Below are 14,214 nucleotides of genomic sequence, written 5' to 3'. Positions count from 1 at the left end.
CGGTCGCGTGCGATCGCGACCGCTCACATCGTGACGGCGGGGGCCCGCGAGGTGGCCTCGGTGGTGTGCGGACGCTCGTGCGCGACGAGATAGGCGTCCAGCCATTCCCGCGCCGCGCTGACATGGAGCAGCGCGGTCGCTTCGGCCAGGTGAGCATCTCCCGCTTCGATCGCCTCGAGGATCTTGCGGTGGAAGTCGATGGTCAGGTGCACGGCGTCGTCGCTGACGATGCCGCCCCAGATCCGCATGCGCACGGTCTTGCTCGTGAGTCCGTCGAGGATGCTGTTCAACGACTCGTTCTCCGCGGCGCGCACGATCGCGGCGTGGAACTCCAGGTCGGTGCGGACCAGCTCCTCGATCTCGGTCTGCGCCCGGTTGCGCTCGAAGGCGGCGCGGATGTCGGCGAGCTTGGCCGGCGTCATCCGCTGCACGGCGAGTCGGACCGCCGCAGGCTCCAAGAGCTCGCGCACTTCGAGCACCTGACGGACGGTGTCGTCGCGCATCATCTCGACGGCGAACGATATCCCCTCGAGGAGCTGCGCCGGCTCGAGGCTCGAGACGTACGTGCCGGAACCATGACGCACGGTCAGCACGCGCATCTGCTCCAGCACCCGAATCGCCTCCCTCAGGGAGTTCCGGGAGATGCCGAGCGTGTCCGCGAGCTGGCCCTCCTGCGGCAGGCGGTCTCCGGGCTGCAGATGCCCATCGATGATGAGACTGCGGATCCTGTCGACGGCATCGTCGATCACGGCCATCCTCTGCCTCCTCCGGCGTCCTGAGTTGGTGGAGCGCCCGTTGTCCACTGTATCCGAGTTCGGCGCGGGAAGGTCCAAGAGATCCGAGAACTATGACTCTTGACCGCGCGCAACGGGCATGTTTATGATGGCGAGGATCAAAGAGGTAGGAGAACTTGAGTCTCACCTCGTCCTCACCGCCGATGATCCGTCCGCTCACCGTAGCGGATCGCCCGGAGCAACCCGAAGAAGAGAGCCTCAATGAAGAGCAGCAACCTGGCGATGCTCGGCATCGTCGCCGTCGGAGCCGTCGTCCTCGCCGGATGCTCCGGCGAAGCCGAGGGTCCGAAGCAGGATGCCGACGCCCCCATCACCGTCTGGGTCGACGACACCCGCACGGCACCGGCCGAGGAATTCGCGGCCGCGCACCCCGAACTCAAAGTGGAGGTGGAGTCGGTCGACAACACCCAGGGCGCCATCTCGTCGCGCATCGCCCTCGCGACGAAGGCCGGGGACGACCTGCCGGATGTCGTCTTCCTCTCCACTCCCGATGAACTCTCCACGCTGCTGGCGAATCCGGTGAACTTCCCGCTCGGACTCAACGCCGACGTGGACGGCGACGTGCTCGACGGCTTCGCGGAAGCCGCGACGGGCGCCTGCACCTTCGGAGGCGATCTCTACTGCCTGCCCAACGACATCGCCCAGACCGTCGTCTACTACAACAAGCCGCTCTTCGAGCAGTTCGGATACACCGTCCCTGCCACGTTCGATGAGTGGCTGGCTCTCGGCGAGAAGCTCGCCGTGGAGCATCCCGGGTACTCGCTGGGGGCGGTGAACGCCCGCTACGGCCTCGACGGCTACTACGGCTCCAGCCAGTGCCGGCTGACCGACTCGGATGACCCGACCTCCGTGGCGCTCGACCCGACGGCCGAGGAGTGCACCCGGGTCAACGCGGTCCTCGGGCCGCTGCTGGCGAACGGCGTCCTCTCCACGCTCGACCCGTTCGACCCGGCGTTCGTCTCGCAGGTCACCGACGGGAAGCTGCTGGCCACGATCTCGCCGTCGTGGATGGGGGAGTACGGCATCAAGCCGAACTCCCCGACCGAGGGACAGTGGGCCGTCGCCCCCACGCCGACGTGGGCCGGAACCGATGAGCATGTCTCCGGTGCCGTCGGTGGAGGCATCTGGGTCGTCTCGGCGAAGTCGGAGAACCGCGAGGCGGCGCTCGAGTTCGCGATCGCCCTGAGCAGCGACACGGCGATCCAGTCGGCCGCACCGACCTATCCCGCCGACGAGGCGAGTGCGGAGAAGTGGCTCGAGAAGCTGGCCGCCGACCCCTGGTACGCCGAGGACCCGAGCGCCGTGCTGAACGAAGCAGCAGGACAGCTCAGCCCGACGCAGGGCTACGTCCGCTACGCGACGCAGCTGCTCGACAGCTTCAACGCGACCGTGATCGCCGACGCGGGCGGCGACATCGACGCTGCGTGGACGACGTTCGGCGAGCAGGCGCTCGCCGCCGCCAAGGCAGCCGGGTACACGGTGGACAAGTGACCTCAGTGAAGACGGTGGCACGGCGTCCGCGACGCCGTGCCACCGGCTGGAGCTTCGTGGCGTTGTACGCCGTGCTGCTCGTAGCGTTCGGCGTGGTGCCGGTCGTCTACGCGATCGTGACGGCGTTCTTCGTCACCCCGGTGGTCGGCCCGACCCGGTTCAGTCTGATCGACAACTTCGCCGCGGTGCTGGCCGACTACCGCCTCCCGGTCGCCACGGTCAACGTGGCGATGTACCTCCTGATCTGGTTGCCGCTGCTGCTGATCGTGGTCTTCGTGCTCGCGCTGGTGCTCGACGCGAAACGCACCAGGTTCGGTGCCCTGACCCGCTTCATCTCCTACGTGCCCGGTGCGGTCACCGGCTCGGCCGCGGCGCTGCTCTGGCTGTTCATGTTCTCCCCGGCGGTCAGTCCGATCGGCCCGCTCCTCGCCCCCTTCGTCGGCGCGAACGGCATCGTCATCTCCGACAGCACACTCCCGGTGATCCTCGCGATCATGGGGGTCGCCATCGGTGCGGGCGGCTGGATCGTGATGCTGTACGGCGCCCTCACGGCGCTGCCGTCCGAGCTGATCGAGGCCGCGCGCATCGACGGTGCGAACGTGTGGCAGCAGGTGTGGCACATCAAGCTCCCGTTGATCCGCAGCTACATCGCGTTCATCCTCATCGTGTCGTTCGCGGCCGGGTTCCAGGTGTTCGTCGAACCGCAGGTGCTGGGCACCGGCGCGCGCGGTCAGGTGAGCTCCACGTGGTCGGTCAACCAGCTCGTCTACTCCTACGCATCGGGGGAGTCCAACTACGGACGAGCCTCCGCGCTCTCGGTGCTCCTGCTGATCGTCACCGTCACGGCGGCCGTCATCATCATCCGCAAGACCAAGTTCTACTCGATCGACGGCCGCTCATGATCGCTCGTCTCGGCGGACGCCTCGGCCGCAACCTCCTCCTGCTGGCCACCGTGCTGTTCTTCGGAGTGCCGGTGCTCTGGCTGTTCCTCGCGACGACCAAGACGAGCGAGCAGCTGCGCACCGAGGCTCCTCTCGCGTTCGGGAGCTTCGAACGGATCGGGGCCGCCTGGTCGCACCTGATCGGCTACAACGACGGCATCATCGGCGTCTGGACGCTGAACTCCGTCCTCTACACGGTCGGCAGCATGGTGATCGCGCTCCTCGCGTGCGTACCGGCCGGGTACGGGCTGGCCAAGTTCCGGTTCCGCGGGCGCGGCGTCATCCTCTTCCTCACGCTGGTCACCATGGTGGTCCCCTCCGCCGCGCTGATCCTGCCGCTGTACCTGCAGATGTCCGCGATCGGACTCACGAACACCGCGTGGTCGGTGATCCTCCCGCTGGCGTTCTACCCCTTCGGTGTCTACCTCGTCTATCTGTTCGCCGCGACGACGATCCCCGATTCGGTGATCGAGGCGGCACGGCTCGACGGAGTGTCGGAATGGGGCATCCTGACGCGGATCTTCGTGCCGCTCGCCGTGCCGGTGATCGTCATGGTCGCCTTCTTCGCGTTCGTGAACGCCTGGAATGCGTTCTTCCTGCCGTACATCATGCTCACCGACTCCGACCTCGCGAATCTGCAGACCGGGCTTCAGCTGCTGATGCGCAACACGAACGCCCTGGGAGGAGCCAACTTCACCGGCATCCCCATCCGCGAACCGGAGATCGCGCTCGCCGCGATCATCTCCGTCTCTCCCATCCTCTGCATCTTCCTCTTCGCTCAGCGTCATCTCGTGGCCGGTCAGACCGCCGGCGCCGAGAAGGGCTGAGGATCGCACCACCGAAAGGCACCACACAGTGAAGATCACCCAGGCGAAGACCCTCGTCGGCACCCGGCTGCACCAGCGCGAAGACCAGTGGATCACGGACCGCTATCGCAGCGTCAAGGCGGACATCGCCGTCGTCGTCATCGAGACGGACGAGGGCCTCACCGGCATCGGTGAGGCGTGCGCCTACGGGAACCCGCTCCAGATCGCCGACTGGGTCGACTGGTATGCGCCGTCGCTCGTCGGAGCCGACGTCGACGACCTCGGGGTCGTTCCCGCGCCGACGGGCAGCGCGATCGTGCACGCGGTCGGATCGGCCCACGACTTCGCGGTCGCCGGCATCGACTGCGCCCTGTGGGATCTCCGCGGCAAGCGGGCGGGTCTGCCGGTCAGCCGGTTGATCGACGCTTCGGCCGCCGCGTCGGTCGACGTCTATGCGTCCGGCGGGGTGCGCTACGACTGGCGCGGCGATCCTCGCACGCTGATCGCCGAGGTGCGCGACCACGCCGCGGCCGGCTACTCGGCGGTGAAGATCCGTCTCGGCACCTACTGGGGGTGGGATGCCGTCACCCCGGAGCGGTTTCTGCGGCTCCTCGACGAGGTGCGGCGCGAGGTCGGCCCCGGCCTCGGGATCGCGGTCGACGGCAACAGCCGCCTGAGCCGCGCCGACGCGCTGACCGTCGCGCGCGGACTCGAGGAGCGCGGCGCGCTCTGGTTCGAGGAGCCGATCGCGAAGGACGACCTCGACGGCTACGTCGAACTCAATCGCAGCGTCGGACTGCGGATCACCGGCGGAGAGTCGTTCACGACCCTCGAGCAGTTCCGGCCATGGATCGAACGCGGCGCCTTCGACGTCGTGCAGCCCGACGCCGGTGTCTGCGGGATCACCGAACTGCTCAAGATCGGCCGCTTCGCGGAGCGGGCCGGCCTCGAACTGATCCCGCACTCCTGGCACAACGGGCTGATGGCCCTGGCGAACGCCCACGCGGTCGCGGCGCTCCCGAACGCGTCGATGCTCGAGGAGTGCATGGTGCAGGGCCCTCTCAAGTGGGACTCCCTGGTCGCTGGATCTCCCGTCGTCGCCGGCGCCATCGGACTCGGTGACGCGCCCGGCTTCGGGGTCGAGGTGATCGACGACCTCGAGACCCGGTTCCCGTACATCGAGGGTCACTATGCCGTGGAGGTGTATCGCCGTGACCACGCAGCCTGAGGGCGCCATCGATCCCGTCGCCATCGGACCGGACGGCGTCCCCGAGTACCGCATCGAGGGAGCATGGTCGCTCCCCGTGAAGGGGCCGTCGATCGCACCGATCGACCCGGAGCTGGTCGCCGCCTTCGGTGAGGTGTCGTCGGCGACCGCTTCCGCGAAGCTGCATCAGATGGGGATCACGCGCACGTTCATCGAAGGGCCGCGGCCGACGAAGTCGGGCAGGCACGTCGTGGGGCGTGCCGTCACGCTGCAGTTCATGCCGATGCGCGAGGACATCTATTCGGACGCCGGTGTGACGCAGGAGTACGTCGAGCGCGCGACCGCGCTGTGGGCGGTGCTCGACTTCATCGAACCCGGCGATGTGCTCGTCGCGCAGGCCTACGGTTCACTGCGCGCCGGGGTCGTGGGGGAGATGCTCGCCCATCACCTGCACAATCGCGGCGGGGTGGGACTGGTCGTCGACGGCGGCATCCGGGACTCGGGCCGCCTCGCCGCGATCGACCTGCCGATCTGGGCCAACGGCGCCACGCCGCACTACGCGTCGCAGGGAACGCTGCTCCCGTGGGGGTACCACGTGCCCGTCGCGGTCGGCGGAGCGCTCGTGCTGCCCGGCGACCTGATCGTCGCGGACGACGACGGCGCCGTCGTGGTGCCGATCGCCAAGGCCTGGGAAGTGGTCGAGGCCAGTCGCGAGCACGAGGCATGGGAGGACTTCTCCCGGGCCAAGCTCGCGCGCGGCGGTGCGCTCCGGCGGTACTACCCGCTCGACGATGTCGGCTGGGCGGAGTATCAGGCATGGGAGGCCGACGGCCGGCCGCCGGTGGAGGACGCATGATCCCCGACGACATCCCCCTCTCGCCGATCGGCCTCGGGGCCGCGCAGTTCGGAAATATGCACCGCGTCACCAGCGATCTCGAATCCGAGACGGCGGTCATCGCCGCCTGGAACGCCGGCATCCGCTACTTCGACACGGCCCCGCACTACGGACTCGGTCTCTCCGAAGCGCGGCTGGGCAGAGCGCTCCGCGAGTATCCCCGCGACGAGTTCGCGGTGTCGACGAAGGCCGGACGGCTGCTGGAACCGAGCCCCGAGACGGCGGACCAGCTCGACCCGGAGGGCTTCATCGTCCCCGCCGCCCTGCGACGCCGATGGGACTTCAGCAGAGACGGCATCCTCCGATCGGTCGACTCCAGTCTCGAGCGTCTCGGCCTCGATCGTCTCGACATCGTGTACCTGCACGACCCCGACCAGCACTGGGATGCCGCGTCGACCACGGGCATCGGCGCGCTGGTCGAGCTGCGTGAACAGGGCGTGGTCGGCGCGATCGGCGTCGGGATGAACCAGTCGGCCATGCTCGCCGAATTCGTGCGGCGCACCGATGTCGACATCGTCATGGTCGCCGGCCGATTCACGCTGATCGACCGGAGCGCGGTGGAAGACCTCCTTCCGCTGGCGTGGGAGCGGGGCGTCGACGTGGTGGCGGCCGGGATCTACAACTCGGGTCTGCTGAGCTCCGCCCTGGTCGCCGACGACGCGCACTTCGACTACGTCCCCGCGCCGGGCGAGCTGATCCGGCGCGCGCGCCTGATCGCCGCGCTCGCGGAGAAGCACGGGATCGAGCTCCCGGACGCCGCCGTGCAGTTCCCCCTCCGGCATCCGGCGGTCGCGTCTGTGGTGATCGGCACCCGCACGGCCGCGCATGTACAGAGCAGCATCGCACGGGCATCCGCCGACATCCCCGAAGCGTTCTGGTCGGATCTCGCCGACAGTGGGCTCGTCTAGGACGTCGGCGCGGGCCGAGGCGAGGACCATGATGGAGAACTGGGCGACGTACGCGAATCCCGCTCGTGCCCTCGTCGACGTCACGATCGCCTGCCTCGGGGCAGGGGAGTACGCGGGCGCCCACGAGGTGGTGCGCGATCGGCAGCTCCGCTCTCATGCGCTCGTCCTGATCAGCGAGGGTCGAGGCTGGTACTCCAGTCCGCTGACCGGCGAAGTGCCGGTGGTCGCGCCCGCGCTGCTGTGGTTGTTCCCGGGAGTGAAGCACGGGTACGGACCGCTCGCGTCGGGATGGGCCGAGCACTGGGTGCTGTTCTCGGGCGCCGCGACCCGGGCGCTCGACGAGCTCGGCGCATGGCAGCGCACGACACCCGTGGTGTCCGTCGCGGAAGTGCCGGACACGCTGGGGCAGACCTTCGTCCGGCTGCGGAGACATCTGGCGCACAGCGGACCCGCCAGCGCGCTGCGCGCCTCGGCAGTGACCTACGCGTGGATCGGTGAACTCGCCGCGTTGACCATGTCGGATTGCCCTCCGGACAGCATCGTCGCCTTCACCCGCGGCGCTACCCGTCGGGTCTCGATGGAGGTCCGCGCCCGGGAGCTGGGGATGGGCATCGCGCAGCTGCGTGCCGCCACGCTCGCGGCGACCGGACTCACGCCGCTCCAGCTGCTGATCGAATCGCGCCTCGCCCGTGCCCAAGCGCTGCTCGTCGAGACCCGCCTGGAGGTGAGCACGATCGCCCGCCAGGTCGGCTTCGACGACCCCTCCTACTTCTCGCGGCAGTTCACTCAGCGCCGCGGGCGCTCACCCAGTCAGTTCCGCGAGGAGCAGCGCCGGATGCCGTCGCTGAGCCCGGCGCACAACAGGACCGATGCCCCACGAAAATCCATCCACGGCAGCTGATCCTCTATTCTCCGGACGGCGTCTCGCCCGGGATCATGGGCTTCGACACCGAGCCGCTGCCCTCTCGAGGCCGCGGCTCCTCAACGGACATGGGAGTTCGGATGAAGAACGTGCGGCACTTCGCCTGGGGAACGGCGATCGTCATGATGCTCTCCGCGGGAGTGATCACTGCGACGCCGGTGGCTGCCGTGGCGGCGGAACAGGTCGTCGACGTGACCACCTTCGGCGCGGACAAGACCGGCGCGACCGACAGTGCGGCGGCGGTGAAGGCCGCCATCCGTCACGCCAAGACGCTCAGCGGCGCCGTGCGCATCAGCTTCCCCACCGGCACGTATTCGCTCTACCCCGAGAACGCGGAGAAGCGCGAGCTGTACATGTCGAACACCGTCGGCGCTCTCCCCGAGTATCGGGACAAGAGCCTGGCGATCCTCCTCGAGGGCATGCGCGACGTCGTCGTCGACGGCAACGACTCCGTGTTCACGCTGCACGGGCTGCAGACGGCATTCGCCGCCATCGATTCCTCGCGCGTGAGGTTCGAGGACTTCACCTTCGACTACGTGACCCCCAAGTCGATCGACGTCACCGTCGCCGAGACGGGGGTCGCCGGCGGCAAGGGCTATCGGATCGTGACGGTTCCGACCGGAACGCTGTATTCGGTGGCGGGCAACCAGATCAACTGGCGCGGTGAGAACAAGCCGGGCACCACGACGCCCTACTGGACCAGCGTCAACGGGATGTCGTACAGCCAGACGAAGGATCCTGCCCAGGGCATCGCGTATCGCGGCGGCAACCCGATCTTCAGCGGCGTCTCCGCCATCACCGACCTCGGCGGCAACCGCATCCGCATCGAGTACACGTCGTCCACGCAGCCCGGCGACAAGGGACTGGTCTACCAGCTCCACGAGGGCAGCCGCGACACGGCCGCCGCGTTCTTCTGGCAGTCGGAGGACATCGTCGTCCACAATGTCGACGCGCGCTACCTGCACGGCTTCGGCTATCTCGGGCAGTTCAGCCGCAACTTCACTCTCGAGGACAGCAGCTTCGCCACCCCCACGGGCGGCGGCCGGCACACCGCCGCGATCGCCGACATGCTGCAGATGTCGGGGATGTCCGGAACCGTCACCGTGCGCAACACCGTCTTCGACGGTGCCCACGACGATGCGATCAACATCCACGGCACCTACATGCAGGTCGTCGGGCGTTCCGCCGACAACAAGACGCTGACCCTCCAGTATCAGCATTCACAGACCTCCGGATTCCCCCAGTTCTACAAGGGGAACGAGGTCGAGATCGTCAGCCGAGGATCGATGGTCCCGGTGGCGGGGCTCACGCCCGTCGTCGTGTCGGCCACAGGCCCGAGCGGACGCGATCACAACGGGAGCCTGACGCAGATCCAGGTCACCTTCGACCGAGTCATCCCCACCACGATCACGAACAACGACTTCGTCGTCGAGAACACGACCTACACCCCGACCGTCCTCATCGAGAAGAACACGTTCCGCAACATCCCGACCCGCGCCATCCTGGTCAGCTCACGCAAGCCCGTGATGATCAAGGAGAACAACTTCATCGCGCCGCAGATGTCGAGCATCTTCATCTCCTCGGATGCGGCCGGATGGTTCGAATCCGGTCCGTCCAAGGACGTGACGATCCGCGACAACGTGTTCACCCGGCCGACGACCTCGGCACCCGTGATCTTCATCGAGCCCACGAATCCGACGATCTCGACCACCGCTCCCGTCAACCAGAACATCAAGGTGCTGAACAACGAGTTCCTGATGGGGAACGGGCAGCTCTGGAACTCGAAGAGCGCCCAGGGCATCACCTTCAGCGGCAACAAGGTGAAGCGTGCGGATCGCGACACCGCACTCGCGCTGTCCGTGGCCACGACCTGCCCGGCCGTGGGCTCGCAGTTCGCCGCGAGCGCGACGCCTCCGGGATCATCCTTCAGCTCCAGCCTCTACGTGCTCCGTGGCACGGCCGGGGTCGCGATCTCCAACAACACCTACGACCCCGGCTTCAACCGTCGCATCGATCTCAGCGACGGCACCGCGGCATCGGACGTCTCGGTCTCGGGCGAATCGTCGACGATCGGTCAGAACAGCGTCGTCCCATGGGCGGCGGCGACCTACGTCTCGGGGAACGCCGGCATCGTCGCGGTGCAGAGCGACGGATCGCTGAAGGCCGTGGCGGCCGGCACCACCACGGTGCGTGCGCAGGTGCAGACCGCCAACGGACCTCTGCTCTCACCGCCGGTCACGATCGTCGTGGGCGGGACGACGGGATGCGCCGGGACGCCGCAGTTCGTGCCGGGGTGGTCGGTGGTGCGTGATGTCGCGGCTGATCGGCGGTTCACGTCGGGCGGCGGTCTCGCGTTGACGCCGCACAACGGTTTCCTGTGGGGCAATCAGAACAACGCGACCACGGTGGTGGTCCGCAACGGCGGCGCCGGAACGGGCACGGGGTCGGTGAAGATGACCGGTCGGACGACGGCGGGGTATGCCGAGGCGGGGCTCGTGCTCTACGCGGGCGATGACAACTACATCGCGCTCCAGCGCAAGCACAACAACGGCTCTCCGACGATCACGGTGGTGACCGAGTTCAACGGCATCCCGGAGGAGAGTCGCAGGGTCACCGATCCGACGGCGACGAGTGTCTGGTTCCGACTGCGTCCGGTGAGTACGGGTGTGTACGCGGCGGAGTACTCCACCGATGGCACCACGTACACGCAGGTCGGGTCGAACATCTCGGTGCCCTCGGGTGCGCTGGCCAATGCGCACTTCGGCGTCCTCGCGGCGGTCGAAGGCTCAACGGCGCACGGCGACTTCACCTTCGACACCTTCACCGAGAACGGCGCGGTCGTCCCGTTCTCCGTTGCGCAGTTCGCGCCGGGGTGGTCGGTGGTGCGTGATGTCGCGGCTGATCGGCGGTTCACGTCGAGTGGGGGCTTGGCTCTGACGCCGCACAACGGGTTCCTGTGGGGCAATCAGAACAGTGCGAACACGGTGGTGGTCCGCTCGGGCGGTCCCGGGACGGGCACGGGTTCGGTGAAGATGACCGGTCGCACCACGGCCCGGTATGCCGAGGCCGGGCTCCTGCTCTACGCGGGTGATGACAACTACATCGCGCTCCAGCGCAAGCACAACAACGGCTCTCCGACGATCACGGTGGTGACCGAGTTCAACGGCATCCCGGAGGAGAGTCGCAGGGTCACCGATCCGACGGCGACGAGTGTCTGGTTCCGACTGCGCCCGGTGAGCGCCGGCGTCTACGCAGCCGAGTACTCCACCGATGGCACCACGTACACGCAGGTCGGATCCACCATCTCCGTGCCGTCCGGGGCTCTCACCAACGCGCACTTCGGTGTCCTCGCCGCGGTCGACGGCACAACGGCGCACGGGGATTTCACCTTCGAGACCTTCACCGAGAATGGCGCAGTCGTCCCGTTCCAGTGACGGATTTCGAGAACCGTCGGGGTCCTGAAGGTCAGGACTCCGACGGTGCCAACGGCAGCTCGAGTCCGTAGTTCCACGACAGGATGGCCGGCTGCTCGCGATAGAAGCTCAGGACCGACACCGATCCGGCATCCAGGCTGATCTGGGCGCCGAAGCGCGGCGCCTGTCGCAGGTACACCGCGGTCAGGATCCGCAGGAAGTGGCCGTGCGCGACCAGGGCGACGTCGCCGTCCGCCATCGCCGGCAGCACCCGGGTGAGCACGCGCGAAGCGCGCGCGGCGACTTCCTCGACGGTCTCCCCTGGCGTGTCGCCGCGGATCACTCCGTGGGTGAACGCGCTCCAGTTGTAGCCGAGCTCCTCGCGGATGTCCTTCGTCGTGCGACCCTCGTACCCGCCGTAGTCCCACTCGACGAGAAGCGGATCGACCTCGGCGTGCAGTCCCGCGAGCTCCGCGGTGCGGCGTGCGCGCTGCAGCGGCGAGGACAGCACGAGGGAGAAGTCGTAGTCGGCGACCAGGCGACCGGCGCCGCGGGCGAGGTCTTCGCCGCGGGCCGTGAGAGGGATGTCGGTCAGACCGGTGTGCAGGCCCGCTCGCGACCACTCCGTCTCGCCGTGGCGCAAGAGCACCAGCTTGCCGGAGGGATTGTCGGGCGTGGGGCGGTCGGGCAGGGGATCGTTCAAGGGCACACCGCCAGGGTGTCACGTTCGGCGGATGCTGTCACGATCGGCCGCGGGGGACGAATCGGGGTCGGCCGCCTCAGCCGCGCGTGATCGTGAACCCTTCTCCGCGCACGCGCACCTTCCCGCCCTGCACGGCCTGCCCGCGCGCCGCACCATCCGCGTCGTACGCCTGGCCGTTGCCTCGAGCGAGCGCCCGCACCCGCTCCTCACGCCGCGATCCGTTGGCGTAGAGCACCGCCGAGCCCGACGAGGTCGCGTACACCGCGGTCACGACCCGCGGCTGGATCACCAGCGCATCGAGCCGCACGTCGCCGCGGCTGGTGCAGCGCACAGTCACCGGGCCATCCGGAAGGTCGCCGCCCAGCAGCTGGGGCACCAGCATCCCGTCGGCTTCGGTCAGCCCGCGGTCGCCGGTGCCGCCCGCGGGCGTCTTCGTGCTCCACACCTTCTTGCGTCCGCGGCACACCTCCCACACGGCATCCCCGACATTCGCGGTCTGCCGCCAAATGAGACCGTGCAGGATGCCGCCGGCCTCAGTGACGTCGAACTCGGCCCACTCGCCCTTCGCGAGACGGACGAAGGCCCCGCCGGAGAGGTTGCCCTCGCCGGTCCACGCACCACCCGCCGGTGTCTCGACCACCGCACCGGGCGACAGGCGCGCCTTCTCGGCGTCGAGCACACGCAGCCCCGAGAACGAGGTCAACCCGGTGATCGAGGTCGCGAGCTTCGCCACATCCCGGTTCGCGTCGAGCAGCAGCATCGTCAGCAACCCGTGGATCGTCGACTCCGCTCCGGAGTTCCGGTTCACCCGGCCATCGGTCTCGACTCCGTCGAAGGTGACGCCGGTCGCCGGGTCGTACACCGGGATGCCGGCGGTGTTGGCCCCGAAGAACCATGCGGCCGCGAGCCCGGCGAGCACCCGCAGTCCCTCGCCGCCGACCGCCGCCGCCGCGAGCGCACCCGCGACCCGCCCGTGCGCTCCGTACGCGATCTGCGCCTCGGCGGGGAGCGGCGCCCACGCGTTGTTCGGCCCGCCGGAGGCGAGAACCTGAGGCGTGAAGCGCCCGGCATCCGCCTTGGCCGCCGCCGTCCAGTCGCGCCGCCGCAGCAGGCCGCCGCCGCGGGCGAGCGCCTCGGGAGCCGCGGCCCCCCACGCATGCCAGAACCCGAGGGATCCGGTCCACGGCAGCACGGCACCGAACGGCCAGCCCTTCGACGGGTCGGACGCCATCGCGGCGACGCCCTCGCCGTATGTCTGCAAAGCCTTCCGGCTGCGGGAATCTCCGACCTCGGCCGCGGCGGCGAGGCCGAGCATGGCTTCGGCCGTGGCATCCGCTCCTCCGGCGATCAGCCAGGCGGGCAGCCGGCGTCCGTCGCTCTTCACGCTCCGGCCCGCGCGCCCGAGCGATTCGCGGCCGAGCGCGTCGAGGCACAGGTGCAGCCGGGCGAGCAGGAAGGCCGCGAAGTCGGCGTCGACCTTGCGGAACGCCGCGTAGCCCTCGCCGAACGCCCACACCGAGCGGGCGAGCCAGTACGACTCCGCCGAGTCCGACGGATCGGGCAGCTCGACCGGGATCGCGCTGGGGTTGAGCGTGCCGTCCTCCTGCTGCCACAGCACGACGCGACCGGCGTTCGGGCCCGTCGTGGTCTGCAGGAACGCGAGCGATCGCAGCACATCGCGTGCGTCGTCGCGGCTCTGTGCCTCGCCCGTGGCCTGCCAGTCCCGCAGGAACACGACCGCCGCGCGGGCGATGTCGTCGGCGTTGTACGCGCCCTGCGTCCAGTACCCGGTCACCGCGTCGCGCGTGCCGCCGCCGACCGGACGATAGCCGCCCGCGCCATCCGTGTCGGCGTACGTCCAGGGCGCGCGCACCGTCGGCCGCGTCTCGATGCCGAACGTCGTGTGCGTCGGGGTCGCCGCGACCGGGACCTCCGCGAGCAGGAATCGCAGGTGGCTGAGATTCGTGAGCCGGCGGGATCGGGCCGCCTCGAGGGGCAGCGGGCTCGCCGCGCCCTGGGTGGTGGTCGTCGCGCCGGCGGCGGCATCGACCGGGAGGAGGGCGAGGGCGGATGCCGTCGCCGCGATGGTCAGGAACGAGCGTCGTGAGGTGTCCATGTCGTCACTTCTTCGTGC

The 14,214-nt window shown here is 68.8% G+C and carries 11 protein-coding genes; 8 read left to right on the top strand and 3 right to left on the bottom strand.

Annotation, left to right across the window (positions count from 1 at the left end):
* Window positions 1–23: 23 nt before the first annotated feature.
* Window positions 24–755 carry a FadR/GntR family transcriptional regulator gene (locus tag V5D55_RS05370; RefSeq protein ID WP_435748344.1) on the bottom strand — a complete coding sequence of 244 codons (732 nt, stop codon included), beginning with the start codon at window positions 753–755 and terminating at the stop codon, window positions 24–26.
* A gap of 240 nt (window positions 756–995) precedes the next feature.
* Between V5D55_RS05370 and V5D55_RS05365 the strand changes: the two genes are divergently transcribed.
* The 8 genes from V5D55_RS05365 (at window position 996) to V5D55_RS05330 (ending at window position 11,398) form a co-directional block, all read left to right on the top strand.
* Window positions 996–2,285, top strand: coding sequence for an ABC transporter substrate-binding protein (locus V5D55_RS05365; protein ID WP_435748343.1), 1,290 nt, complete (start codon window positions 996–998; stop codon window positions 2,283–2,285).
* On the top strand, window positions 2,282–3,187 hold the full coding sequence (locus V5D55_RS05360) for a carbohydrate ABC transporter permease (RefSeq protein ID WP_435748342.1): 906 nt from the start codon (window positions 2,282–2,284) through the stop codon (window positions 3,185–3,187). Before V5D55_RS05365 ends, V5D55_RS05360 begins: the two co-directional genes overlap by 4 nt.
* Window positions 3,184–4,053 carry a carbohydrate ABC transporter permease gene (locus V5D55_RS05355; RefSeq protein WP_435748341.1) on the top strand — a complete coding sequence of 290 codons (870 nt, stop codon included), beginning with the start codon at window positions 3,184–3,186 and terminating at the stop codon, window positions 4,051–4,053. Before V5D55_RS05360 ends, V5D55_RS05355 begins: the two co-directional genes overlap by 4 nt.
* Before the next feature lie 28 nt (window positions 4,054–4,081).
* Window positions 4,082–5,260, top strand: coding sequence for a mandelate racemase/muconate lactonizing enzyme family protein (locus V5D55_RS05350; protein ID WP_435748340.1), 1,179 nt, complete (start codon window positions 4,082–4,084; stop codon window positions 5,258–5,260).
* Window positions 5,244–6,095: a ribonuclease activity regulator RraA gene (locus V5D55_RS05345; RefSeq protein ID WP_435748339.1), complete on the top strand. Its 852-nt coding sequence runs from the start codon at window positions 5,244–5,246 to the stop codon at window positions 6,093–6,095. The genes V5D55_RS05350 and V5D55_RS05345 overlap by 17 nt, the downstream gene beginning before the upstream one ends.
* Window positions 6,092–7,042: an aldo/keto reductase gene (locus V5D55_RS05340; protein ID WP_435748338.1), complete on the top strand. Its 951-nt coding sequence runs from the start codon at window positions 6,092–6,094 to the stop codon at window positions 7,040–7,042. Before V5D55_RS05345 ends, V5D55_RS05340 begins: the two co-directional genes overlap by 4 nt.
* 28 nt (window positions 7,043–7,070) lie before the next feature.
* Window positions 7,071–7,943 carry an AraC family transcriptional regulator gene (locus V5D55_RS05335; RefSeq protein ID WP_435748337.1) on the top strand — a complete coding sequence of 291 codons (873 nt, stop codon included), beginning with the start codon at window positions 7,071–7,073 and terminating at the stop codon, window positions 7,941–7,943.
* A 101-nt stretch (window positions 7,944–8,044) separates the two neighbouring features.
* The gene (locus V5D55_RS05330) at window positions 8,045–11,398 is read left to right on the top strand and encodes a DUF1349 domain-containing protein (RefSeq protein ID WP_435748336.1); all 3,354 of its coding nucleotides are present in this window, start codon (window positions 8,045–8,047) and stop codon (window positions 11,396–11,398) included.
* Between the two features lie 31 nt (window positions 11,399–11,429).
* On the opposite strand, the gene V5D55_RS05325 is transcribed toward V5D55_RS05330, so the two are convergent.
* Window positions 11,430–12,086 carry a histidine phosphatase family protein gene (locus V5D55_RS05325; RefSeq protein ID WP_435748335.1) on the bottom strand — a complete coding sequence of 219 codons (657 nt, stop codon included), beginning with the start codon at window positions 12,084–12,086 and terminating at the stop codon, window positions 11,430–11,432.
* Window positions 12,087–12,156: 70 nt separating this feature from the next.
* Entirely contained in the window at window positions 12,157–14,196 is a 2,040-nt protein-coding gene (locus V5D55_RS05320; protein WP_435748334.1) for a hypothetical protein, read from the bottom strand.
* Between the last annotated feature and the right edge of the window lie 18 nt (window positions 14,197–14,214).

The organism is Microbacterium sp. PMB16, assembly GCF_051294855.1.
GTDB lineage: Bacteria > Actinomycetota > Actinomycetes > Actinomycetales > Microbacteriaceae > Microbacterium.
This window is presented reverse-complemented; position numbering and strand designations above follow the sequence as displayed.